This is a genomic window from Marinobacter sp. (genome assembly GCF_048269445.1).
Lineage (GTDB): Bacteria > Pseudomonadota > Gammaproteobacteria > Pseudomonadales > Oleiphilaceae > Marinobacter.
In genome coordinates this window covers 42357-65818 of record NZ_JBLXIQ010000010.1, presented here as the reverse complement: position 1 = coordinate 65818, position 23462 = coordinate 42357, and the positions used below count along the sequence as shown (strand labels likewise).

Annotated in this window: 18 protein-coding genes; 16 read left to right on the top strand and 2 right to left on the bottom strand. The window is 57.7% G+C overall.

Features of this window, described 5'->3' with window-relative positions; translation table 11 throughout:
* The first annotated feature begins 1 nt into the window (after position 1).
* The 9 genes from ACN0XM_RS18155 to ACN0XM_RS18115 all read left to right on the top strand — a co-directional run bounded on the left by ACN0XM_RS18155 (position 2) and on the right by ACN0XM_RS18115 (position 13850).
* Complete coding sequence (locus tag ACN0XM_RS18155; protein ID WP_417568345.1) at positions 2–550, top strand: pilus assembly protein PilP; 549 nt, start codon at positions 2–4, stop codon at positions 548–550.
* Positions 551–615: 65 nt separating this feature from the next.
* The gene (pilQ, locus tag ACN0XM_RS18150; RefSeq protein ID WP_417568344.1) at positions 616–2685 is read left to right on the top strand and encodes a type IV pilus secretin PilQ; all 2070 of its coding nucleotides are present in this window, start codon (positions 616–618) and stop codon (positions 2683–2685) included.
* A 138-nt stretch (positions 2686–2823) separates the two neighbouring features.
* Complete coding sequence (aroK, locus tag ACN0XM_RS18145) at positions 2824–3390, top strand: shikimate kinase AroK (RefSeq protein WP_417568343.1); 567 nt, start codon at positions 2824–2826, stop codon at positions 3388–3390.
* Entirely contained in the window at positions 3383–4477 is a 1095-nt protein-coding gene (gene aroB, locus ACN0XM_RS18140; RefSeq protein WP_417568342.1) for a 3-dehydroquinate synthase, read from the top strand. The genes aroK and aroB overlap by 8 nt, the downstream gene beginning before the upstream one ends.
* Before the next feature lie 67 nt (positions 4478–4544).
* Positions 4545–5975: an SPOR domain-containing protein gene (locus ACN0XM_RS18135; protein ID WP_417568341.1), complete on the top strand. Its 1431-nt coding sequence runs from the start codon at positions 4545–4547 to the stop codon at positions 5973–5975.
* 208 nt (positions 5976–6183) lie between these two features.
* On the top strand, positions 6184–10632 hold the full coding sequence (gene gltB / locus ACN0XM_RS18130) for a glutamate synthase large subunit (protein ID WP_417568340.1): 4449 nt from the start codon (positions 6184–6186) through the stop codon (positions 10630–10632).
* A 78-nt stretch (positions 10633–10710) separates the two neighbouring features.
* Entirely contained in the window at positions 10711–12129 is a 1419-nt protein-coding gene (locus tag ACN0XM_RS18125; protein ID WP_417568339.1) for an FAD-dependent oxidoreductase, read from the top strand.
* A 128-nt stretch (positions 12130–12257) separates the two neighbouring features.
* Positions 12258–13322, top strand: a complete 1065-nt coding sequence (gene hemE, locus ACN0XM_RS18120) for a uroporphyrinogen decarboxylase (protein WP_417568338.1) — start codon at positions 12258–12260, stop codon at positions 13320–13322.
* 159 nt (positions 13323–13481) lie between these two features.
* A complete protein-coding gene (locus ACN0XM_RS18115; RefSeq protein ID WP_417568337.1) occupies positions 13482–13850 on the top strand; it encodes a PilZ domain-containing protein in 369 nt (122 codons plus the stop codon).
* A 6-nt stretch (positions 13851–13856) separates the two neighbouring features.
* On the opposite strand, the gene radA is transcribed toward ACN0XM_RS18115, so the two are convergent.
* Together radA and ettA are read right to left on the bottom strand one after the other, a co-directional pair.
* Positions 13857–15233, bottom strand: a complete 1377-nt coding sequence (gene radA, locus ACN0XM_RS18110) for a DNA repair protein RadA (RefSeq protein WP_417568336.1) — start codon at positions 15231–15233, stop codon at positions 13857–13859.
* A gap of 84 nt (positions 15234–15317) precedes the next feature.
* The gene (ettA, locus tag ACN0XM_RS18105; protein WP_417568335.1) at positions 15318–16979 is read right to left on the bottom strand and encodes an energy-dependent translational throttle protein EttA; all 1662 of its coding nucleotides are present in this window, start codon (positions 16977–16979) and stop codon (positions 15318–15320) included.
* A gap of 299 nt (positions 16980–17278) precedes the next feature.
* On the opposite strand from ettA, the gene glyA reads away from it, so the two are divergent.
* The 7 genes from glyA (at position 17279) to thiL (ending at position 23384) form a co-directional block, all read left to right on the top strand.
* Complete coding sequence (gene glyA / locus ACN0XM_RS18100; protein WP_417568334.1) at positions 17279–18532, top strand: serine hydroxymethyltransferase; 1254 nt, start codon at positions 17279–17281, stop codon at positions 18530–18532.
* An 84-nt stretch (positions 18533–18616) separates the two neighbouring features.
* Positions 18617–19135, top strand: coding sequence for a transcriptional regulator NrdR (gene nrdR, locus ACN0XM_RS18095; protein ID WP_417568333.1), 519 nt, complete (start codon positions 18617–18619; stop codon positions 19133–19135).
* Complete coding sequence (gene ribD, locus ACN0XM_RS18090; RefSeq protein WP_417568332.1) at positions 19132–20247, top strand: bifunctional diaminohydroxyphosphoribosylaminopyrimidine deaminase/5-amino-6-(5-phosphoribosylamino)uracil reductase RibD; 1116 nt, start codon at positions 19132–19134, stop codon at positions 20245–20247. The genes nrdR and ribD overlap by 4 nt, the downstream gene beginning before the upstream one ends.
* A gap of 64 nt (positions 20248–20311) precedes the next feature.
* Complete coding sequence (gene ribBA / locus ACN0XM_RS18085) at positions 20312–21427, top strand: bifunctional 3,4-dihydroxy-2-butanone-4-phosphate synthase/GTP cyclohydrolase II (protein ID WP_417568331.1); 1116 nt, start codon at positions 20312–20314, stop codon at positions 21425–21427.
* 47 nt (positions 21428–21474) lie between these two features.
* The gene (ribE, locus tag ACN0XM_RS18080; protein WP_417568330.1) at positions 21475–21951 is read left to right on the top strand and encodes a 6,7-dimethyl-8-ribityllumazine synthase; all 477 of its coding nucleotides are present in this window, start codon (positions 21475–21477) and stop codon (positions 21949–21951) included.
* Positions 21951–22433 (top strand): transcription antitermination factor NusB, encoded by a 483-nt coding sequence (nusB, locus tag ACN0XM_RS18075; protein WP_417568329.1) that lies wholly within the window; start codon positions 21951–21953, stop codon positions 22431–22433. The genes ribE and nusB overlap by 1 nt, the downstream gene beginning before the upstream one ends.
* Before the next feature lie 3 nt (positions 22434–22436).
* A complete protein-coding gene (thiL, locus tag ACN0XM_RS18070; RefSeq protein ID WP_417568328.1) occupies positions 22437–23384 on the top strand; it encodes a thiamine-phosphate kinase in 948 nt (315 codons plus the stop codon).
* The last annotated feature ends 78 nt before the right edge of the window (positions 23385–23462 follow it).

The window sequence follows — 23462 nt, the reverse complement described above, 5'->3', positions numbered from 1 at the left end:
CATGGCAGCGAAGCATGCGGTAAAAGCCTGGATGGGTGTGTGCCTGGTCTCTCTCCTGACGGCCTGCTCCCAGGGCAGCGGGTTTTCAGACCTTGACAAGTTCATGGCCGAAACGAGGGCAAAGCCACGGGGATACGTGGAGCCTCTGCCGGAGTTCAAGGCCTATGAAGCATTCAGTTATTCGGCTGCAGACAGACGGGCACCGTTTGAGCCGCCGATCGACGTTCAGCTGACCATGGTGGATGAGAAGCCGGTCAGTGATGTCGAGCCCGATTTGGATCGGCCGAGAGAGGTACTTGAGAACTTTGATCTCAAGTCCCTTCAGATGGTCGGTACACTTCAGGGCGCATCAGGTAATCTGTTCGCCCTTGTCGAAGATGACACTGGCGGAATCCACCGGGTGCGTGCCGGAAACTATATGGGGCAGAACTATGGCCGTATCGTCGGCATCAGTGAAACCCGTATCGAACTGATTGAAATCGTTCCCAATGGCCGGGGTGGCTGGGTCGAGCGTCCCCGCTCCCTGACCCTCGAAGAAGGCGCAGGCTAAGGAGCGGCTGGATGAAAGTTGAAAGAAACATGCACGTACAAAAAAGTTTAGGGTCGAGGCTAGCGATGTTCAGAAAACTCAATGTATACGTCAGCGTGATTGCTTTTGGGTTGTTCTCCGGCCTGGCCAACGCGGTCACGCTGGAAGACGTGTCGTTTTCGTCGCTACCGGGCGAACGGCTTGAAGTGACACTGGAATTTGATGGGCCACCGCCGGAACCCACCGGTTACACCATTGAGCGTCCTGCTCGCATCGCTGTCGACCTGCGGGACACGACCAGTGGTCTGGACAGTCGCAGCATTCCTCTGGGGTCTGGAAACGCCCAGAGTATGACGGTGGTGGAGACCAAGGATCGAACGAGGCTGATTTTCAATCTCGTTGAGCTGGTTCCATACGACACGGTTCGCCGCGGTGATTCGCTGGTTATGACCATTGGTGGCGCGGCTCAGAGCGCCGTGGCTACCGCCCCTGCTTCGTCCTCCCAGAGTAGCTCGGTAGCATCGAGCTCTTCTTCGGCCAATGCCCTTGCCGGTGTGGATTTCCGTCGAGGCAAAGATGGCGAAGGCCGGGTTCTCGTCGATCTGGGCAGCGCCAGCACATCCGTTGACCTGTCGGAACAGGCCGGCAAGATCCGGCTGACGATGGATGGCCTTTCTGTTCCTGCCAACCTGCGTCGCCGGCTGGACGTTACTGATTTTGCAACGCCGGTTACCCGCATCGATACCTTTGTCGAGGGTGGTAATGCCGTGGTCGAGATCAGCCCGGAAGGGAGTTACGATTACATTGCCTACCAGTCCGGCAGTCAGTTCACGGTCAGTGTGGAAAAGCTTACTGAACAAGAGGCAGAGTCGCGCCGTGAAGAGAAGTTCCCGTACACCGGTGAGAAGCTCTCCCTGAACTTCCAGGATATCGAGGTTCGTTCAGTGCTTCAGCTGATTGCGGACTTCACTGGCCTGAATCTGGTTGCCAGTGACACGGTAGGTGGCAGCATTACCCTGCGTTTGCAGAATGTTCCCTGGGACCAGGCTTTGGATCTGATTCTCAAGACCAAGGGTCTCGACAAACGGCAGATCGGTAACGTGTTGCTGGTCGCTCCAGCAGATGAGATTGCTGCCCGTGAAAAGCTGGAGTTGGAAACCAATAAGCAGATTGCGGAGCTGGCGCCGGTACGGCTTGATATTGTTCAGGTCAACTACGCCAAGGCCGCAGACATTGTTGCTCTGATCAAGGAAGATGAGGAGCTGATTTCAGACCGCGGATTTATCTCCTCGGACGTTCGTACCAATACCATCAGTGTTCGTGAAACCGCGGAAAAACTTGAGGAAATTCGTCGGCTCGTGTCCACATGGGATGTGCCGGTGCGCCAGGTGTCCATCGAGGCACGAATTGTCCGGGCCCAGACCAATGTGGCGGAAAACCTTGGTATTCGCTGGGGTGGTGCGGCCTACGACGTCAGTGGCGACAACGTATTCGCCATCGGTGGTTCTCAGAGCGCGGTTGAGGAAGCTCGCCAGGCTGCCGGTGGGAGCAATAACACCATTACGTTCCCCGGTGCCCTCGCTGTGGATCTGGGCGTAACCGGCGAAGGGGCGTCATCCTTCGCCATTGGCTGGGGCAGCGATGACTTCCTGGTTGACTTGGAGCTGTCGGCTCTGGAGAGTGACGGTCAGGCCGAAGTGGTTTCTCAGCCGCGCGTTGTGACTGCCGACCGCCAGACAGCTTCCATCAAATCCGGTGAGGAAATTCCTTATCAGGAAGCGTCTTCCAGCGGTGCGACATCGGTATCTTTCAAGGAAGCGGTGCTATCCCTGGAAGTGACTCCGCAAATCACCCCGGATGATAAGATCATTATGGATCTGGTGGTTAACCAGGACTCCCGTGGCGAAGTTACTGCCGGTATCCCTTCGATCAATACCAACCAGGTAACCACCCAGGTTCTGGTTGGCAATGGCGAGACGGTGGTGCTGGGCGGTATCTTCCAGTCCGAGGTCGCAACCCAGACCACTAAGACCCCGTTCCTTGGGGATATTCCCTACCTGGGTCGTCTCTTCAAGCGTACCGAGAAAATTGATGAGCGCAGTGAACTGTTGATTTTTATAACGCCCAAGATCATCAAGAGCGATCTTGTCCGGTAACAGAGGCCCCGAAAAAAGCCGCCGCGTCGAACCGGCGGCTTTTTTTGTGCCCGAATTTCCCACAGGTTAGGTGCGGAACTTATGCAAGCCCCGGCCCTGTGATATTCTCACCCGCCTGAACGAAACTGAGCGGAAGTTATGTCTTTGCCAAAACGCGTTGTCCTCATTGGCCCCATGGGGGCCGGGAAAAGCACGATTGGTCGGATGCTCGCCAAGGAGCTGGGCTATCGTTTTCTCGACTCGGATCGCATCATTGAACAGCGTTGCGGGGCCAACATACCGTGGATTTTTGATGTCGAAGGTGAGGATGGATTCCGCCAGCGGGAAACTGCGATGCTTGACGAATTGGCGAATGAGGACAATACCGTTCTTGCCACCGGGGGTGGTGCGGTGATGCGGCCCGAGAATCACCCCCTGCTAAAAAGGGACGCGATGGTGATTTACCTGAAAACGTCGATTGAGCAGCAGGTTGAGCGAACGCGGAAAGACCGTAACCGGCCATTGCTGCAGAACGATGACCCGGAAGCCGTCCTGAGAAACCTTTTCTCGATCCGGGATCCGCTGTATTCACGCCTGGCCGACATCATCATGTACACAGATCGCAAAAGTCCAAGGCTTGTGGTTCGCCAGCTGGTTAACCGGCTTAATCCCAGAACTCCCCGTCACAAAAGGCAGATCCGGAAGGAAGGTCGTAATCATGTCTAACCTGATTCGTGAGCTCTCGGTCGAACTGGGGGATCGCAGCTACCCTATTTTTATCGGCCAGAATCTGCTCGGTACCTTCGACCTGTCGCGTTTTGTCGGCGGCTCCCAAGTCATGCTTGTGACCAACGAAACCGTTGCACCGCTGTATCTTGAGAGAGCGAAGGGCTGCTTTCCCGGGAAGCGAATCGATACGGTTGTGCTTCCTGATGGTGAGAAATTCAAAGACTGGCAAACCCTTAACCGGATCTTCGACGGCCTTCTTGAGCGCCGGCATACCCGGAAAACGACCCTTGTCGCGCTAGGAGGAGGTGTGGTCGGTGACATGGCAGGCTTCGCTGCGGCCTGCTATCAACGGGGGGTTCCGTTTATCCAGATACCGACCACGCTTTTGTCACAAGTGGACTCTTCTGTCGGTGGTAAAACCGGAATCAATCACCCCTTGGGCAAGAACATGATCGGTGCTTTCCACCAACCGCAGGCGGTGTTGATTGATACCGGAAGCCTTCAGACCCTGCCTCCACGTGAAGTGTCGGCCGGCCTGGCTGAGGTGATCAAGTATGGGCTCATCCGGGATCTGGATTTTCTTGCCTGGCTTGAAAACAGGGTGGATGCGCTCGTTGCCCTAGATCCCGATGCGCTTGCAGAAGCAATTTATCGGTCCTGTGCCTGCAAGGCGGAAGTTGTTGCCCTGGACGAGCGTGAAGGTGGCCTGAGGGCGATACTGAACCTTGGTCACACCTTTGGTCATGCCATAGAGACCTTTGCCGGCTATGGCAACTGGCTCCATGGCGAAGCGGTTGGGACCGGCATGGTTATGGCGGCAGAGCTTTCGGTTCTCGAAGGTATGATTTCCCGGGCCGATTGCGACCGGATATCCCGCCTCATTCTGAGGGCGGGGTTGTCCGGCAAGCCGCCGGCCGGGATGACCGCGGATGATTTCACGAATCTGATGGCGGTCGATAAAAAAAATGTCGACGGCGAGCTCCGGCTTGTTTTGCTCCGCTCCGTTGGTGATGCTGTCGTAACCTCGGAGGCAAGCCCGGAAAATCTGGCATTAACCTTGGCCCGCTTTTGCAGGCCGATGTGAGATCAGGCCATTGGCTTCAATGATTTTGGGTGGCTTGTGATCAAGGAATGCCAGACAGGGAAGATCCATGATCGAAGAAAGCTTGAGCAGTCTTGATGGCGGCGGCCTGTTTCCCAGGCTGCAGCAACGCTATGGCCTTCGCGCCAATCCGCTGGACATGGAGACGCCATTTTTTCCGGATGCCATGCGTCATCATGCGCTGGAGACATTACGCCATCTCTGTGGGTTCGGAGACATGGCGCTTTTGCTCACCGGTGCGACAGGATCCGGCAAGAGCCGAATTCTGGCGGAGCTGGTGCGGAGCGAATCGTCCCGTCTCGACTTTCACAGGATCCCCGCGTCAGCGTTGACCAGTACGCAGGCCCTTGCCAGGGACCTGAAAACGGTTGCCCGGTCCGGAATGGGTTCAGATGGGAGCCCCCAGCAACTGGTCTACCGCTTTTTCAAATGGTCGGAATCCCGGGTCCGCAAAGGCCAGCGAATGGTGTTGTTGATTGACGATGCCGACCGGGCGCCAGAGGAGTTGCTCAGGCTCGTTCTTGCGGCCTATCTGGCGTCGGAACGCGGGTCTTCAGCGGTTCCAGTTTTCTCGGGAAGCGATACTCTGGTGGAAATGTTAGCTCTGGATGACGCTTCGACCTCCGTACACCAGATTCACCTGCGCCCGCTGACACAAGACGAAGTGCTTGCCTATCTTGAGCCGAGAGTTCATGCGGCGGGGGGTAAGGCCAGTGAGCTGCTCAGTCCCGCACGGGTGGCGAAAATTCACGCGCTGAGCCAGGGCAGCTTTGCAAGGCTCAAGCGGGTAACGCCGGGGGTCTGGCTGGATATGGTAGCTACTTCTCCTTCGACGCGTTCCCAGAAGCTGCCCTGGAAACAGGTCGGCTGGCCGGCGTTCGCCCTGTTGCTTCTCGCAGGCTCGTGGTGGTTTGTTTCCCGCCAGTACGATGAGTCGATTGCTGAGGAGTCAGTGAAGGCGCCTGAGCCGGTTCGCAAGAGCGTCACCATTGGCCCAGAAACCGGGAATGTGGATCGACCGTTGGCGGAGCCACTTTCAGAACCTGAGCCCCCGTTGACAGAGGTTGTAATGGAGCCAGAGCCAGAGCCAGAGCCAGAGCCAGAGCCAGAGCCAGAGCCAGAGCCAGAGGCTGAGACTCTGGCTGAGACTCTGGCTGAGGCTCTGGCCAACGCTGAGCCAGCATTCACACCTGAAAATCCTGAGTATTTTGTACCGCTTGAGCAGGTGAGGACCCGCGAAGGATGGACGATTCAGCTTGTGGCCGGCAACCTGGAACAAACGGCACTTAGCATCGTAGAGCGCCACTCTCAGCTTGGTGAGATTGTTTACACGCTTGGCGAAAGACAGGGGCAGCCCTGGTTTATGGTATTCTATGGTGAGTTCCCCACCCGAGAGGCGGCGAATGAGGCGGTATCAGATTTACCCCAGGAACTGGTCTCCCGGTCGCCATGGGTTCGATCTATCGACAGTTTGCAGTAGGATCTTGTCCGGCGCTAACTCATTGTTCCATAACCTGTCGACTGGTAATTCCGTTTTTGGCTTCCCACAATAATTCAACTCAGATTTGAGTACGTATTTCTACGTGTGTAAAATAGCCAGCCCCCATTTTCAGCGTCAAAGGGCGGTTGTGTGGCCTAGTGCCAATTAACCCTTTGATTGGAAAGCATTTCTACGTGAGAGAACGCTTATGATGACAGGTTTGTATCATCCCGACGAATTCAGGGACAACTGCGGGTTCGGTCTGATCGCCCACATGAAGGGCGAGGCCAGCCACAAGTTGTTGCAAACTGCCATCGAGTCTCTGACCTGCATGACCCACCGCGGTGGTATCGCTGCAGACGGAAAGACCGGCGATGGTTGTGGTCTGCTGATCCAGAGCCCGGACGGCTTCTTGAAGAAAGCCGCCAAGGAAGCTTTTGGCAAGGAGCCAGGCGACCTCTTTGCCGTGGGCCAGGTGTTCCTGAACCCGGATGAGGCCAGGGCCGCCGCTGGTCGAGAAGCTCTTGAAAAGCGGCTGACGGACCAGGGGCTGGAGGTTCTCGGCTGGCGTGAAGTGCCGGTGGATGACAGCTGCCTCGGGCCCATGGCTCTTGATTGCCTGCCCCGGATCGAACAGGTGTTCGTCGTTCCGGCCGGCAAGGAGGAGCGTGAGTTTGCGATCAGCCTGTTTGTTGGTCGCCGCCACGCCGAAGGCGATATGGCGGATGATCCGGAGTTCTATATCTGCAGCCTCTCCCACCGGACTCTGGCCTATAAGGGCCTGATGATGCCGGCGGATCTTGCCAATTTCTACAAGGATCTGGGCGACCCTGATCTGGAAACGGCGATCTGTGTTTTCCACCAGCGTTTTTCCACCAACACCATGCCCCGTTGGCCGTTGGCCCAGCCGTTCCGGTACCTGGCCCATAATGGTGAGATCAATACCATCGATGGTAACCGTAACTGGGCCATAGCCCGCGCCGCCAAGTTCAGTTCCCCGGAGCTTCCGGACCTGCAGACCCTTCAGCCGCTGGTTAACCTTACCGGTTCTGACTCTTCCAGCATGGACAACATGCTGGAAGTGCTGCTCGCCGGTGGTGTGGACCTGTTCCGAGCCGTCCGGATGATGATTCCGCCGGCCTGGCAGAATGTGGACAGCATGGATTCAGAGCTTCGGGCGTTCTACGAATACAACTCCATGCACATGGAGCCCTGGGATGGTCCCGCTGGCCTGGTTATGTCCGATGGTCGCTACGCCGTCTGTATGTTGGACCGCAACGGTCTGCGCCCTGCACGCTGGGTGATCACCAAGGACGACTTCATCACTCTGGCTTCCGAGATCGGTACCTACGGCTATCAGCCTGATGATGTGGTTGCCAAGGGTCGTGTCGGCCCGGGCCAGATGCTTGCCATAGACACTGAGTCCGGTGAGGTCCTGCATACCCGGGACATCGATCAGCGCCTCAAGACCGCGCAACCCTACAAGCGCTGGCTTCGTGAGAATGCACTGCGGGTTGAAACCACTCTGAACCAGGACACACCTGACTTCAGGCTGATGGATGCTGATGAACTGCTGGTGCATCAGAAAATGTTCATGGTGTCCTTTGAGGAGCGTGATCAGATTCTGCGTCCGCTGGCCGAGAATGGCCAGGAGGCGGTCGGCTCCATGGGTGACGACACTCCGATGGCGGTTCTGTCCAGCCGAGTCCGCCACGTGGCGGACTACTTCCGCCAGAAGTTTGCCCAGGTCACCAACCCGGCGATTGACCCTCTGCGAGAGGCGATCGTTATGTCACTGGAGACCTGCCTCGGAGCCGAGCGAAATGTATTCGAGGAAACCGCAGACCACGCAGATCGGATCATTCTGACCACCCCGGTCCTGTCGCCGGCGAAATTCCTCAAGATTGCCAATAATGATCGGCCTGGCTTTGAAGTCGCCCGCATCTCCATGAGCTACCGCCCGGAGCAGGGCCTTGAGCAGGCTGTCCGTCAGGTGTGCGACCAAGCCGAGCAGGCAGTTCGTGATGGAAAGGTTCTGCTGATTCTGACCGACAAGGATTTGAAGGAAGGTGAGTTGCCGGTCAATGCCATGATGGCGACCGGTGCGGTTCACCATCATCTGGTCAAACAGGGTTTGCGCTGTGATTCCAACATCATAGTGGAAACCGGCTGGGCCCGGGACCCTCATCACTTCGCCGTGCTCTTCGGCTTTGGCGCCACGGCGGTCTATCCGTACCTTGCCTATCAGGTTCTCAACGATCTGATCCGCACCGGCGAATTGCTAATGGATCCGATTGATGCGAAGAACAACTATCGTAAGGGCATCAACAAAGGGCTGTTGAAGATCCTGTCCAAGATGGGTATCTCCACCATCACATCTTACCGTGGCGCCCAATTGTTCGAAGCGATCGGTCTCGCGGATGATGTTGTTGATCTGTGTTTCCTTGGTGTGCCCAGTCGTATCCAGGGCGCTGGTTTCTATGATTTCCAGCAGGATCAGGAGCAACTGGCCGCCGTTGCCTGGAAGCCCCGCAAACCGATTTCCCAGGGTGGCCTGCTGAAATACATCCATGGTCAGGAGTACCATGCTTTCAACCCGGATGTGGTAGGAAAGCTCCAGGAAGCGGTAACCAGCGGCGATTACGGCCATTACAAGGAATACGCCGGATTGGTCAACGAACGCCCGGTGGCAACCCTGCGTGACCTGCTGGGCTTCCGCAAAGATATCAAGCAGATCGATATTTCCGAGGTGGAGCCGGTCGAGAATATCTTCCCGCGCTTTGACTCCGCGGCCATGTCCCTCGGGGCGCTGTCTCCGGAGGCTCACGAAGCTCTCGCTGTGGCCATGAACACTCTGGGCGGCCGCTCCAACTCTGGCGAGGGTGGCGAAGATCCTGCCCGGTACGGCACCGAAAAGCGCTCCAAGATAAAGCAGGTGGCTTCCGGTCGTTTCGGTGTAACGGCGGAATACCTGCGCAGCGCCGATGTCATGCAGATCAAGGTGGCCCAAGGCGCCAAGCCCGGTGAGGGCGGCCAGCTGCCGGGTGGCAAGGTCAACGACCTGATCGCGCGCCTGCGCTACTCGGTGCCCGGCGTCACGCTGATTTCGCCGCCACCGCATCACGATATCTACTCCATTGAGGATCTGGCTCAGTTGATCTTTGACCTAAAGCAGGTCAATCCTCAGGCTTTGGTGTCGGTGAAGCTGGTATCCGAGCCAGGTGTCGGCACCATTGCGGCCGGTGTTGCCAAGGCATATGCAGATCTGATCACGGTTTCCGGCTATGACGGCGGCACTGCGGCAAGCCCGCTGACGTCGATCCGCTATGCGGGCTCTCCGTGGGAGTTGGGCCTGACCGAGACCCAGCAGGCCCTTCGGGCCAACGATCTACGGGGCAAGATCCGCCTGCAGACCGATGGCGGCATCAAGACCGGCCTGGATGTTGTAAAAGGTGCAATCCTTGGCGCCGAGAGTTTTGGCTTTGGTACCACACCCATGGTGGCACTGGGCTGCAAATATCTGCGCATCTGTCACCTGAACAACTGTGCAACTGGTGTTGCGACCCAGAATGACTACCTCCGCGAAGAGCATTTCAAAGGCACGGTGGAAATGGCGATGAATTTCTTCCGTTTCGTTGCCGAGGAAACCCGTGAGTGGATGGCGAAGCTTGGCGTGCGCACTCTCGAAGAGCTGGTCGGACGTGTCGATCTGCTGGAGCGGCTGCCGGGTGACACCGAGCGCCAGAAGAAGTTGGATCTTACTCGTCTCTTGTCTAATGATCATATTCCGGCGGACAAGCCACAGACCTGCCAGGTGGAGCGGAATCATCCGTTCGACAAAGGTACGCTGGCGGAGCAGATGGTTAAGGATACCGCTGCGGCGATCAAGGAAAAGAGCGGCGGTGCCTGGTCCTACCGGGTAACCAACTGCGATCGGTCCATCGGTGCCCGTCTGTCCGGTGAAATTGCCGAGCTGCATGGTAATCAGGGTATGGTCGATGCGCCGATCACACTCGATCTTACCGGTACCGCCGGTCAGAGCTTTGGTGTCTGGAACGTAGGAGGCCTCAACCTGATCCTCGAGGGCGATGCCAACGACTATGTCGGAAAGGGTATGACCGGCGGTAAGCTGGTTGTGAAGCCTCCCCGTGGCAGCACCTTCAAGACCCAGGAAACCTCGATTGTTGGAAACACCTGCCTGTATGGCGCTACTGGCGGCAAACTGTTTGCGGCGGGAACGGCGGGTGAGCGTTTCGCGGTTCGTAACTCCGGCGCTCATGCTGTTGTTGAAGGTACCGGGGATCACTGTTGTGAGTACATGACAGGCGGTCTGGTCACCGTTCTTGGTTCTACAGGGCACAACTTCGGTGCCGGCATGACCGGTGGCTTTGCCTACGTCCTGGATATCCACAACACCTTCGTGGACAAGTACAACCATGAGTTGGTGGAGATTCAGCGGATTTCCAGCGAAGACATGGAATCATACCGTAATCATCTGCGTGGCGTTGTCCGGGAGCACATCTCGGAAACCGGCAGTGAGTGGGCTGAGCACATTCTAGAGAATTTCGACGACTACATTGGCCGTTTCTGGTTGGTGAAACCCAAGGCTGCCAACCTCCGCAGTCTGCTGGCCAGCACCCGGGCGCGTCCGGAATAGGGCGACGGGTCATACAGGGTTCGGGGTGTGCGGCCTGACTGCCACCCCTGTCGAAATCGAGTTGATGAGAGCATCAAAATGAAAGAGCGACTGAGTAACGACTTCCAGTTTGTCGAAGTTGGACGGATTGACCCGAAGAAGGTACCGGCCAGGAAGCGGAAGAAAGAGTTTGGCGAGATTTATCACCCGTTCACGGCGGACCATGCCGCCTCCCAGTCCCACCGTTGCCTGGAGTGTGGTAACCCGTATTGCGAGTGGAAGTGTCCGGTTCACAACTATATCCCGAACTGGCTCAAACTGGTATCCGAGGGCAATATCATGCGGGCGGTGGAGTTGTGTCACCAGACCAACTCGCTGCCCGAGGTCTGTGGCCGTGTATGCCCCCAGGACCGCCTGTGTGAAGGCGCCTGTACCCTGAATGATGGCTATGGCGCGGTTACCATCGGCTCGGTCGAAAAATACATCACGGATACCGCCTTTGCGCTCGGCTGGAAGCCGGATATGTCCGCGGTCAAGTGGACAGACAAGAAGGTTGCAGTTATTGGTGCGGGCCCTGCCGGTCTTGGGTGCGCCGATGTCCTGGTCCGCAACGGCGTAAAGCCGGTTGTGTTCGATATCTATCCTGAAATTGGCGGCCTGCTGACCTTCGGTATCCCCGAGTTCAAGCTGGAGAAGTCGGTCATGACCCGTCGCCGCAAGGTGTTCGAGGAAATGGGCGTGGAATTCCGCCTGTCGACCGAGGTTGGAAAAGATGTCCAGTTGCAGGCCATCCTTGACGAATACGATGCCGTCTTCATGGGCATGGGCACCTACACCTACATGAAGGGTGGTTTCCCGGGTGAGGACCTGCCGGGAGTATATGACGCGCTGCCGTTCCTGGTGTCCAATGTCAATCGGCGCCTGGGCTTTGAGCAAGATGAGGCAGACTTCATCGACATGAAAGGCAAGCGTGTCGTTGTTCTCGGTGGTGGTGACACCGCGATGGACTGCAATCGAACCTCCATCCGTCAGCAGGCCGAAAGCGTCACCTGTGCCTATCGTCGGGACGAGGCAAATATGCCGGGCTCTCGCAAGGAAGTGGCCAATGCCAAGGAAGAGGGCGTGAAGTTCCTCTTTAATCGGCAGCCAATTGCCATTCTCGGTGAAGACCGGGTTGAAGGTGTCAAAGTGATACAGACCCGATTGGGCGAGCCTGATGAAAATGGCCGCCGCCGTCCGGAAGTGGTGCCGGGCAGTGAGGAGGTTATTCCGGCTGACGCGGTTCTGGTGGCTTTCGGATTCCGTCCCAGTCCTGCCGAGTGGTTCGATGAACTGAAGGTGAGCACCGACGATTCAGGTCGTGTGACTGCGCCTGAGGAAGCCGAGTTTGCCTTCCAGACCAGCAACCCAAAAATCTTTGCTGGTGGTGACATGGTCCGTGGTTCGGATCTGGTCGTAACCGCTATTTGGGAAGGCCGCCAGGCTGCCGAAGGTATCATGGATTACCTGGATATCTAAGTGCAGGTTTGATCCTGATCAGAAGGGCGGCTTCCTAAGGGAAAGCCGCCCTTTTTTATTGCCGCAATCGGGGTATCATTGCTCCCCATCTGATTTGACCCTTTTGTACAGACAATACTGGATTCCCTATGACCGAGCTGAAAAATGACCGTTTCCTTCGGGCCCTCATGCGCCAGCCCGTTGACCGCACTCCTGTATGGATGATGCGACAGGCAGGGCGATATCTGCCTGAATACCGCGCGACACGGGCGAAGGCCGGAGATTTTCTCAGCTTGTGCAAGAATACCCCGCTGGCCTGCGAGGTCACCCTGCAGCCTCTGGAGCGTTACCCCCTGGATGCGGCCATCTTGTTCTCGGACATCTTGACTATTCCGGATGCGCTGGGGCTGGGCCTGTACTTTGAAGCTGGGGAAGGTCCCAAATTCCGGAACACGATTCGTTCCGAGGCTGACGTTGCGGCACTGCCGAAAATTAATGCTGAGGTGGATCTGGACTACGTCATGAACGCGGTTTCGACCATTCGCGGTGCCCTAAACGGTAGCGTACCTCTGATTGGTTTCTCCGGCAGCCCCTGGACTCTCGCGACTTACATGATCGAAGGTGGCTCTTCCAAGGATTTCCGGGAAGCCAAGAAGCTGATGTACGGCCAGCCAGAGGTGATGCACCGTTTGCTGGACCACCTGGCGGATGCGGTTATCGACTACCTGAATGGTCAGATCAAGGCTGGCGCCCAGGCAGTCCAGATTTTTGATACCTGGGGTGGTGTGCTCAGCAGCTGGGCCTATGAAGAGTTCTCGCTGCATTACATGAAGAAAATTGTCGACGGTCTGATTCACCAGAGCGAGGGTCGCCGTGTACCGGTCATTCTGTTTACCAAGAATGGCGGCCAGTGGCTGGAGTCGATTGCCGATTCAGGCGCAGACGCAGTTGGTCTGGACTGGACCACAGACATCGGCAACGCGCGTGCACGAATTGGCGACCGGGTAGCCCTTCAGGGCAATATGGATCCGGCCATGCTGTACGCACCGCCTGGGCGAATTCGCCAGGAAGTGGCTGATATCTTGCGCCGCTATGGCACCGGCACCGGGCATATTTTTAATCTTGGCCACGGAATTACACCGGATGTTGATCCCGAGCATGCCAAGGCGTTTATTGAAGCTGTTGTTGAATTGAGTCCGGAGTATCACCGCTGAGCTGGGAGTTAGGTGTCTCCCAGCCCCGTAGGTCGGATTAGGCGCGCAACGCGTGCCGTAATCCGACAACCTTTGCGGTCTACCTCAAACTCCTCTGGAAGCACCCTTCTGTCCGGTCTATAGTCAGGTAAAATGAAACTGGTAAACAGGAGTAACCACTTGCCCGCCAAGAGCCCTGATAAACGCCGTTTTCACCGCATCGAATTCGATGCGCCCTGTGAACTTCACTGCCAGGAATCTGTCTGGACAACGGAGGTGCTCGATATTTCATTGAGAGGCGTCCTGGTAAAGCGGCCAGACGGGTGGAATGTGCCGTTAAAGCAGCCCTGCGAAGTAATTGTTCACCTGAACGATCATGAGGCGGGCATTGTTATGGCGGTGGAGCTCCGGCATGTGGAGCCGCATAGGCTTGGTTTCAAATGCCAGTATATCGATCTCGACAGCGCTACCCATCTCAAGCGTCTTGTTGAACTTAACCTTGGTGACCAGGCGTTGTTGGACAGGGAGTTTGCCCATCTGATTGATTAGGTCTGCCTAAAGGTCTTCAAGGGCAGAAAGCGCATCACTAAGCTTGGTCACCGGAATCACCTTCATGCCCTCTATGGCCTTGCGCGGGGCATTGGATTTGGGCACCAGGGCCCGGGTGAAGCCATGCTTGGCGGCCTCGTTGATGCGTTCCTGTCCGCTCGGTACCGGCCGAATTTCGCCCGACAGGCCCACTTCCCCGAAAATGACCAGGTCCTGGGGCAGGGCGCGGTCACGGAATGAGGAGACAATGGCGGCCAGCAGCGCCAGGTCGGCACTGGTTTCGTTCACCTTGACGCCACCGACCACGTTCACGAACACGTCCTGATCAGATATATGCATGCCTCCGTGACGGTGCAGCACGGCGAGAAGCATTGCCAGCCGGTTCTGGTCCAGGCCAACCGCCACGCGCCTTGGGTAGCCACCCTGGGCCATGTCCACCAGGGCCTGGATTTCCACCAGCATTGGCCGGGTGCCTTCCCACACCACCATTACCACACTGCCGGGCGCCGCTTCCTCGCCTCGGTTAAGGAAAATGGCACTGGGGTTTTTCACTTCCTTAAGGCCCTGCTCCAGCATGGCAAACACGCCCAGCTCATTCACCGCGCCGAAGCGGTTCTTGATGCCGCGCAATGTGCGGTAGCGACTGTCGCTGGAGCCTTCCAGCAGGATGGAGCAGTCGATCATGTGCTCGAGCACTTTCGGGCCGGCCAGGCTGCCGTCTTTGGTGACGTGGCCGACAAGGAACAATATGGTGCCGGTCTGCTTGGCAAAGCGGGTCAGGAAGGCGGCGCTTTCACGCACCTGTGACACGCTGCCAGGAGCCGACTCGGTATCGGCCACGTGCATAACCTGAATACTATCTACCACCAGAATTCGCGGCTTTTCCGCTTCCGCGACCTGCATCACCCGCTCAACGCTGGTTTCAGACAGCATTTTCAGGTCCTTGGTTGGCAATCCCAGCCGCTTGGCGCGCATGGCGACCTGCTGCAGGGATTCTTCTCCGGTGACATAAAGCGCGGGGACGCTGGCGGCGAGGTGGCACACCGCCTGAAGCAGCAGGGTGCTCTTGCCGGCGCCGGGATGGCCGCCCATCAAGACGGCCGAGCCCTCCACCAGGCCGCCGCCCAAAACCCGGTCGAACTCCTGCATGCCGGAGCTGATGCGAGGCTGCTCAGCGAGGCTTACGTCGTCGAGGCTCTGAACTTCCGACAGGCTGCCAGCGAAGCCGTCAAAGCGGGTTCCGCGGCCGCCCTTGGCATTGCTGCTGAGGCCGCGGACTTCGCTGATGGTATTCCAGGTCTGGCAGGCGGTGCATTGGCCCTGCCATTTGGAATAGTCTGCACCACAGTCAGTGCAGACATACGCGGTTTTGGCTTTGGCCATGGAGAGTTCCTGGAAGATTGGGGATGGGGCGCGGTAAAGACGGGGTCAGATGAAAGCTTTCATCTGACCCCTTTTCAGTCACCCTCAGGCAAGTTTCTTGAACTTCATGCGCTTGGGCTGCATGGCAGAATCGCCTTTACGCTTCTTGAAGTCTGCGTCGTATTCGGTGAAGTTACCTTCGAAATAGACCACTTCGCCATCGTCCTCAAACGCCAGGATGTGACTGGCTACTCGGTCCAGGAACCAGCGATCGTGCGAGATCACCAGGGCGGAGCCTGGGAAGTTGAGCAGCGCTTCTTCCAGGGCGCGCAGGGTTTCCACGTCCAGATCGTTGGTCGGTTCGTCCAGCAGCAGGACGTTGCCGCCTTCCTTGAGCAGCTTGGCCAGATGCAGGCGGTTACGCTCACCCCCGGACAGGTCGCCAACCCGTTTCTGTTGGTCGCTGCCTTTGAAGTTGAAGCGTCCGACGTAGGCCCGGGACGGGGTCTCGTAGTTGCCTACCTTGATAATATCGTTGCCGTCGGAGAGCTCTTCCCAGACAGTTTTGCTGCCATCCAGGTCACGCATCTGGTCGACGTAGGCCAGCTCCACGGTTTCACCAACGGTAATGTCACCGGAATCGGGTTTGTCGTAGCCCGCGATCATCTTGAACAGGGTGGATTTGCCGGCACCGTTACCACCGATGATGCCCACAATGGCACCAGGCGGTACGCTGAAAGACACGTTGTCGTAGAGCAGACGGTCACCGAAGGACTTGCTGATACCCTCCACTTCGATCACCTTGTTGCCCAGGCGCGGTCCAGGTGGGATGTACAGCTCATTGGTTTCATTGCGCTTCTGGAATTCCTGGGAGCTCATCTCCTCAAAGCGGGCTAGACGGGCTTTGCTCTTGGACTGGCGGCCTTTGGCGTTGCTGCGAACCCATTCGAGTTCCTCCTTGATAGCTTTCTGGTGATAGGCTTCCTGCTTGGACTCCATCTCCAGACGCTTTTCCTTGTTCTCAAGCCACTGGCTGTAGTTACCTTCGAACGGAATGCCATGGCCTCGGTCCAGTTCCAGAATCCAGCCGGCGACATTGTCGAGGAAGTAGCGGTCGTGGGTGATGGCAACCACGGTGCCGTCGTAATCGTGCAGGAAGCGCTCAAGCCAGGCGACGGATTCGGCATCCAGGTGGTTGGTAGGCTCGTCCAGCAGCAACATGTCCGGGCCGGACAGCAGCAGGCGGCACAGGGCCACCCTGCGGCGCTCACCACCAGACAGAACGCTTACCTTTTGATCCCAGGGCGGGAGGCGCAACGCGTCGGCGGCGACTTCCATCTTGCGTTCAATGTCGTGGCCGTCAGTGGCCTGGATGTAGGCTTCCAGTTCACCCTGTTTCTTGGCCAGGGCGTCGAAATCCGCATCCGGTTCGGCATAAGCCGCGTAGACGTTATCTAGTTCGGCCAGGGCGTTATGAACACCTGAGACCGACTCATCGACGATTTCCTTCACGGTTTTCTCTTCGTCCAGTTCCGGCTCCTGGGGCAGGTAGCCCACGTTAATGCCGGGCTGGGGCCGGGCTTCGCCGATGTAATCCTGGTCAACACCCGCCATAATGCGTAGCAGTGTGGATTTACCGGAACCGTTGAGGCCGAGTACGCCAATTTTGGCGCCGGGGAAGAAGCTCAACGAGATGTCTTTCAGAATCTCCCGCTTGGGTGGAACCACTTTGCCCACGCGGTTCATGGTATATACGTATTGGGCCATGTTGGCTTAAACCTCTTTACAAAACAGGTTCGTGAATTCAAAGGTTGATCGCGCGCGCGGCGGGGTATTCCCGCCGCTGCTGGTCGGACTGCGTGCTATTGATCCGGTAAGGTATCGAAACCTATCAGTGATAGCAATTGAGCGGAAACCGGAGCTGGCCGCATGCCGGTATCTGCGGACGGTATAAAGGATGATTTTTCACCCGTTTGTACGATAGAATAGCGGCCCAATTTTTCAGGGAGCCTGCGGAGATTTCCAAAGCTCTCCGGGCCAGCCAAGCACACAGGGGCAGCGCATCCATGTTTAATCGTGAAATGAAAATCGCCGGCTTTGACGACGAGCTCTGGAACGCCATGCAGGCAGAAGAGAAGCGTCAGGAAGCTCACATCGAGCTGATTGCGTCCGAGAATTACACCAGCCCCCGGGTTATGGAAGCCCAGGGCAGCGTGCTGACCAACAAGTACGCTGAAGGCTATCCGGGCAAGCGCTACTACGGCGGCTGTGAGTTTGTGGATATTGCCGAGCAGCTGGCCATTGATCGCGCCAAAGAGTTGTTTGGTGCGGCCTACGCCAACGTGCAGCCGCATTCGGGCTCCCAGGCCAACTCAGCTGTGTTTATGGCGCTTCTGAAGCCCGGCGATACCGTTCTCGGTATGAGCTTGGCCCACGGCGGCCACCTGACCCATGGCGCCAGCGTCAACTTCTCGGGCAAGATCTATCACGCCGTGCAGTATGGCCTGAACCCGGAAACCGGGCTGATTGATTACGACGAAGTGGAAGCGCTGGCGGTTGAGCACAAGCCAAAAATGATCATTGCCGGCTTCTCTGCCTATTCCCAGGAGCTGGATTTTGCCCGATTCCGTGAAATCGCAGACAAGGTTGGTGCCTTTCTGTTTGTCGATATGGCGCACGTTGCCGGCCTAGTAGCCGCTGGTGTGTACCCAGATCCGATTCCCCACGCTCATGTGGTTGCGACCACCACCCACAAGACCCTTCGCGGTCCCCGCGGCGGCCTGATCCTGGCCTGTGACGACGCAGATCTTCAGAAGAAGCTGAACTCCGCGGTGTTCCCGGGCGGTCAGGGCGGCCCGCTGATGCACGTGATTGCCGCCAAGGCCGTGTGCTTCAAGGAAGCCATGAGCGATGAGTTCAAAACCTACCAGAAGCAGGTGGTCAAAAACGCCTCGGCCATGGCCGAGGTGTTTGTTGAACGTGGTTTTGATGTGGTGTCCGGTGGTACCAAGAATCACCTGTTTCTGCTGAGCCTTATCAAACAGGACATTACTGGTAAGGACGCTGATGCAGCGCTGGGCCGTGCCCACATCACCGTTAACAAGAACGCGGTTCCCAATGACCCGCGCTCTCCGTTCGTAACCTCCGGGCTGCGGATCGGCACTCCGGCCATTACCACCCGAGGATTCGGCGAGGCCGAGTGTCGTGATCTGGCTGGTTGGATCTGCGACATCCTTGAAAATCTGGACGATGAGGCAGTAAACAGCCGGGTTCGTGAGCAGGTTAGCGCTCTGTGTGCCCGTTTCCCTGTTTACGGCTGATCTTTTTATAGCTGGACTACAGGCCAGATCCGCCGGGTTGATTGATGAACGATCAGCCCGGCACCCTCTCCGGAGCTCCTGACTATGCATTGTCCTTTCTGTGGTGAAGCAGATACCAAGGTGATTGACTCCCGGTTGGTGGCCGAGGGTGACCAGGTGCGCCGCCGCAGGGAGTGCCTGTCGTGCCGGGAGCGGTTTACCACCTTCGAGACCGCCGAGCTGGTGATGCCTCGGGTGGTCAAGCAAGACGGCACACGGCAGCCCTTTGATGAGGAAAAGCTGCGCTCGGGCCTCATGAAAGCGCTGGAAAAGCGGCCTGTCAGCATTGAGCAGATTGATGCGGCCCTGAACCGTATCAAGTATCGTCTGCGGGCAACGGGCGAGCGGGAAGTGAAATCAATGCAGCTGGGCGAAGAGGTAATGACCGAATTGCGCCAGCTGGATAAGGTGGCTTACGTCCGTTTCGCGTCGGTATACCGCAGCTTTCAGGATATCAACGAGTTCAAGGAAGAAATTGAGCGCCTGTCGGCCAGTAACGGAGATGCGGCCGTTGATGTTGCCAAGGCGCTGGCGGATAACCACTCTCCCGAAGGAAAGGCATGATCGAAAACCGCGACAGGGCCATGATGGCGCGGGCTGTCCAGCTTGCCTGGCGCGGTCGGTACTCGACGCATCCCAACCCCCGGGTTGGCTGTGTCATTGCCCGGGGCGATCTGGTGCTCGGGGAAGGCTGGCATGAACGTGCCGGCGAAGCCCATGCCGAAATCCGTGCGCTGAGCCAGGCTGGACCGGATGCCCGGGGTGCCACGGCTTATGTAACTCTGGAGCCATGCAGCCATTTTGGCCGCACACCGCCCTGCGCCAGGGCTCTGATTGATGCGGGGGTGGCCCATGTCTATGCGGCGACAAAGGACCCAAACCCTTCGGTGTCCGGGCGTGGACTGGATATGCTCCGGGAAGCCGGAGTTCGTGTTACCGAAGGGCTGCTGGCGGACGAGGCGGTGCGCCTGAATCCGGGGTTCATGAAGCGTATGAATACCGGCCGTCCCTGGGTGCGCCTGAAAATGGCGGCCAGCCTGGACGGCCGCACGGCAATGGCCTCCGGCGAGAGCCAGTGGATAACCGGCAGCGATGCCCGGCGGGATGTTCAGCGCCTCAGAGCCATCAGCGATGCCATCCTCACGGGAGTCGGTACCGTTCTGGCTGATGATCCATCGTTGACGGTTCGCCGTGAAGAGCTGGGCGATATCGGTGATGCCACGGAGCCATCTAGGCAGCCCCTGAGAGTTATCGCAGACCGGGACGCGCGCACGCCCTGTTCGGCGAAGATTCTGCGGGGCGGTAATGTGCAGGTGTTCTGTGCGTCATCAACACTGGCGACGGCACCGGCCCAGGATCTGGCAGCACTCGGCATCAGCCTGACTGGCGTCGCCTGGAAAGACAACGGCATTGATCTTGCCGAACTGCTGGACTCCCTGGGGGAGCTCGGCATCAACGAGCTGCTGGTCGAAGCGGGCCCCACACTGGCCGGCACGTTCATCAGCGAAGGTCTGGTAGACGAACTCTGGCTTTATCAGGCGCCAGTGTTCCTGGGTAGTACAGGGCGTCCGACCGCGCACCTTCCGCTGGAAACCATGGCCGATAAAGTACAATGGGAGGTGCTGGACCGACGTCAGGTGGGGGAGGATCAGCGCCTGATTCTCGTTCGCCGGTAATCCATACATTCAGGAGATTCCATCAGCAAGCGGCTGCCGGAACTTCGCAAGGGTGCAAAACCATATGGCACTGAACAGTATTGAAGACATCATTGAAGATATCCGTCAGGGCAAGATGGTCATTCTGATGGACGACGAGGATCGCGAGAATGAGGGCGATCTGGTAATGGCGGCAGAGCATTGCACGGCCGAAGCCATTAACTTCATGGCCCGATTTGGCCGCGGCCTCATCTGCATGCCCATGACCCGGGATCGCTGTGAGCAGCTGGGTCTTCCGTTGATGGTTCAGCAGAACGCATCCGGTTTCGGTACCAAGTTCACTCTGTCCATTGAAGCGGCCGTGGGTGTGACTACCGGTATCTCTGCCGCCGACCGTGCCCGAACGGTTCAGGCTGCCGTGGCCCGCAACGCCAAGGCCAGTGACCTCGTTCAGCCTGGTCACATCTTCCCCTTGATGTCAGATCCGGGCGGTGTTCTGAGTCGTGCAGGCCATACCGAGGCGTCCTGCGATCTTGCTGCACTGGCGGGCTGTGAGCCCTCAGGTGTTATCTGCGAGATTATGAATGACGACGGTTCCATGGCTCGTAGGGAAGATCTGGAACGATTTGCCGAAAAACACGATCTCAAGATTGGCACCATTGCAGATCTGATTCATTACCGCACCATGAACGAGCGTACCGTTGAGTGTGTGGAAGAGAACGATCTGGATACCGAATACGGCGTTTTCAGCCTTCGTACATACCGCGACAATATCCAGGGTGCTACTCATCTGGCCATGGTGATGGGGGATATTTCCCCGGAAGAGCCGGCCTTTGTGCGCGTTCACATTACCGATACTCTGCGAGACCTGCTGGGTGCCCGTCGCAAGGATTCCCGGAGCTGGCCACTGCACCACGCCCTTGAAAAGGTGGCAGCCGAGGGGAAGGGTGTGGTTGTCCTGCTGAACAGCGCCGAGGACAGCTACAATCTGGAAGACCGCATCCACGAATTTTTTGACGAAGGGCAAGGGTCCTCCGGTAAGGGCAGCTCCGGTGTTTATTTCACCGTGGGCACTGGTTCCCAGATTCTCCGGGATATCGGTGTGGGCAAGATGCGCCTGCTGAGTCCGCCGATCAAATTCTCGGCAATTTCCGGTTTTGATCTGGAAGTTGTTGAGTACGTTCCGTATACCCCTGAATGATAAACCCGGTCGCGGCTTTGGTGCCGCGACACGTGAAGGAGCCATCGATGGCAGATATCAGAGTAATTGAAGGTGATTTTACCGAGTGCACTGGGCGTTATGCCCTGGTGGTAGGCCGTTTTAACGGATTTGTTGTTGAAAGTCTGGTTGAAGGCGCGCTGGATACTTTGCGCCGCCACGGGATTTCAGATGATGATGTCACCATTGTGCGGGTGCCTGGCGCCTATGAGATGCCACTGGCCGTCAAACGCGTAGCGGAAACGGGTGAGTACGATGCCATCATTGCGCTGGGTGCCGTCATTCGCGGCGGAACACCGCATTTCGAATACGTTGCCGGTGAAGCCTCAAGTGGTATCGGCGCGGTAAGCCTTGATACGGACGTACCGGTGACCTTTGGTGTACTGACGGTGGATTCAATCGAACAGGCTATCGAGCGTTCGGGCACCAAAGCGGGTAACAAAGGCGCCGAAGCGGCCATCACGGCCCTTGAAATGGTCAGCCTGTTCAAGAAACTGGGTGAGTAATGAGCGAAACTGAAGGTACATCACCACAGCCGATGCCGGCTGGCCAGCCAAAAGCCGGTGATCGACGTCGCGCCAGGGCATTGGCCATGCAGGGGCTTTATCAGCGCCATTTCAGCAAAACGGCCATTTCTGACATTGAGGCCGAGTTCATGGTCGACAATGACACGAGTAAGGTCGACCTGCTGTACTTCCGCGACCTGCTCCGTGGCGTGCATCGGGAGCAGGGTGAACTGGACAAACTGATTGAGCCGTTTCTGGACCGCCCGATCAATGAGGTGGATCCGGTGGAGTTGGCCATTGTCCGGCTTGGAGCCTATGAATTGAAACATCGCCTGGATGTGCCCTACAAAGTTGTCATCAACGAAGGCATTGAAATGGCAAAGCGTTTTGGTGGCACCGAGGGCCATAAGTTCGTCAACAGCATCCTCGACAAGCTGAGTGGTCGACTTCGGCTCGCCGAGACTCGCTCCCGTTCCCGATAGCTGATGGGGGAGTTTGAGTTAATTCAGCGGTATTTTTTGCCGCTCGCGGGGCAGCAGAAATCCCGTTCCCTGATTCTGGGGCCGGGGGATGACTGCGCGATTCAGCGGATTCCCGCGGGCCGGGATCTGGTCTTCTCCGTGGACACCCTCGTGGAGGGTGTCCACTTTCCCAGAAATTATCGTCCGGATTACCTTGGTTGGCGTGCTTTGGCTGTAGCGGCGAGCGATTTGGCCGCCATGGGGGCAGACGCGGAGTGTTTCACCCTGGCGGTGACCATGCCCGAGGCAGATGAGCAATGGCTTGCAGGTTTTGCTCGGGGGCTGAGCAGAGCCAGCAAAGCGTTCGGGATGGCGCTGGCTGGCGGTGATACAACCTCTGGCCCACTGACGCTGACGCTTCAGGTGCATGGAACGGTTGAGCAGGGAACCGCCATTCGACGTTCGGGCGCGCGCTCGGGCGACCTTGTTGCGGTCTCCGGAACACTAGGAGACGCCGGTGCGGCCCTGGATTACCTTAACGAGGCGAGCCCTTCGCCACATGTTGCAGCTGTGTTGGATCGTTATCATTCTCCGCGGCCCAGGCTCGCACTTGGCAGCGCTGTCCGCGGCATTGCGAGTGCCGCTGTCGATATCTCCGACGGCCTACTTGCGGACCTGGGACATATTCTTGAAGCCTCTGAGGTCGGCGCGAGAATCGACAGCGCCCGACTGCCAGTATCAATGCCTCTGAAACGCCTGAAAGGCGATGCAGCGCTGGATTTTGCGCTGCGGTCCGGTGATGACTATGAGCTGTGCCTGACAATCCCCGCAGAGCGCTGGAAAAATGCTCCGGACGAGATCCGGAAACAACTGTCGGTGATCGGTACTGTTGAATCGCGGCCCGGGCTGTTTCTCGATGGTAAGCCGTGTGGTGGAGATACCGGGTTCGATCATTTCAGGAGCAGGCGCTGAGCCTGAGAGGCGGGACGTCTGAACCGGAAGTGCCCCTCCAGGATGCCTGTAATGATTCAGGGGCCTCAACGAGGCCCC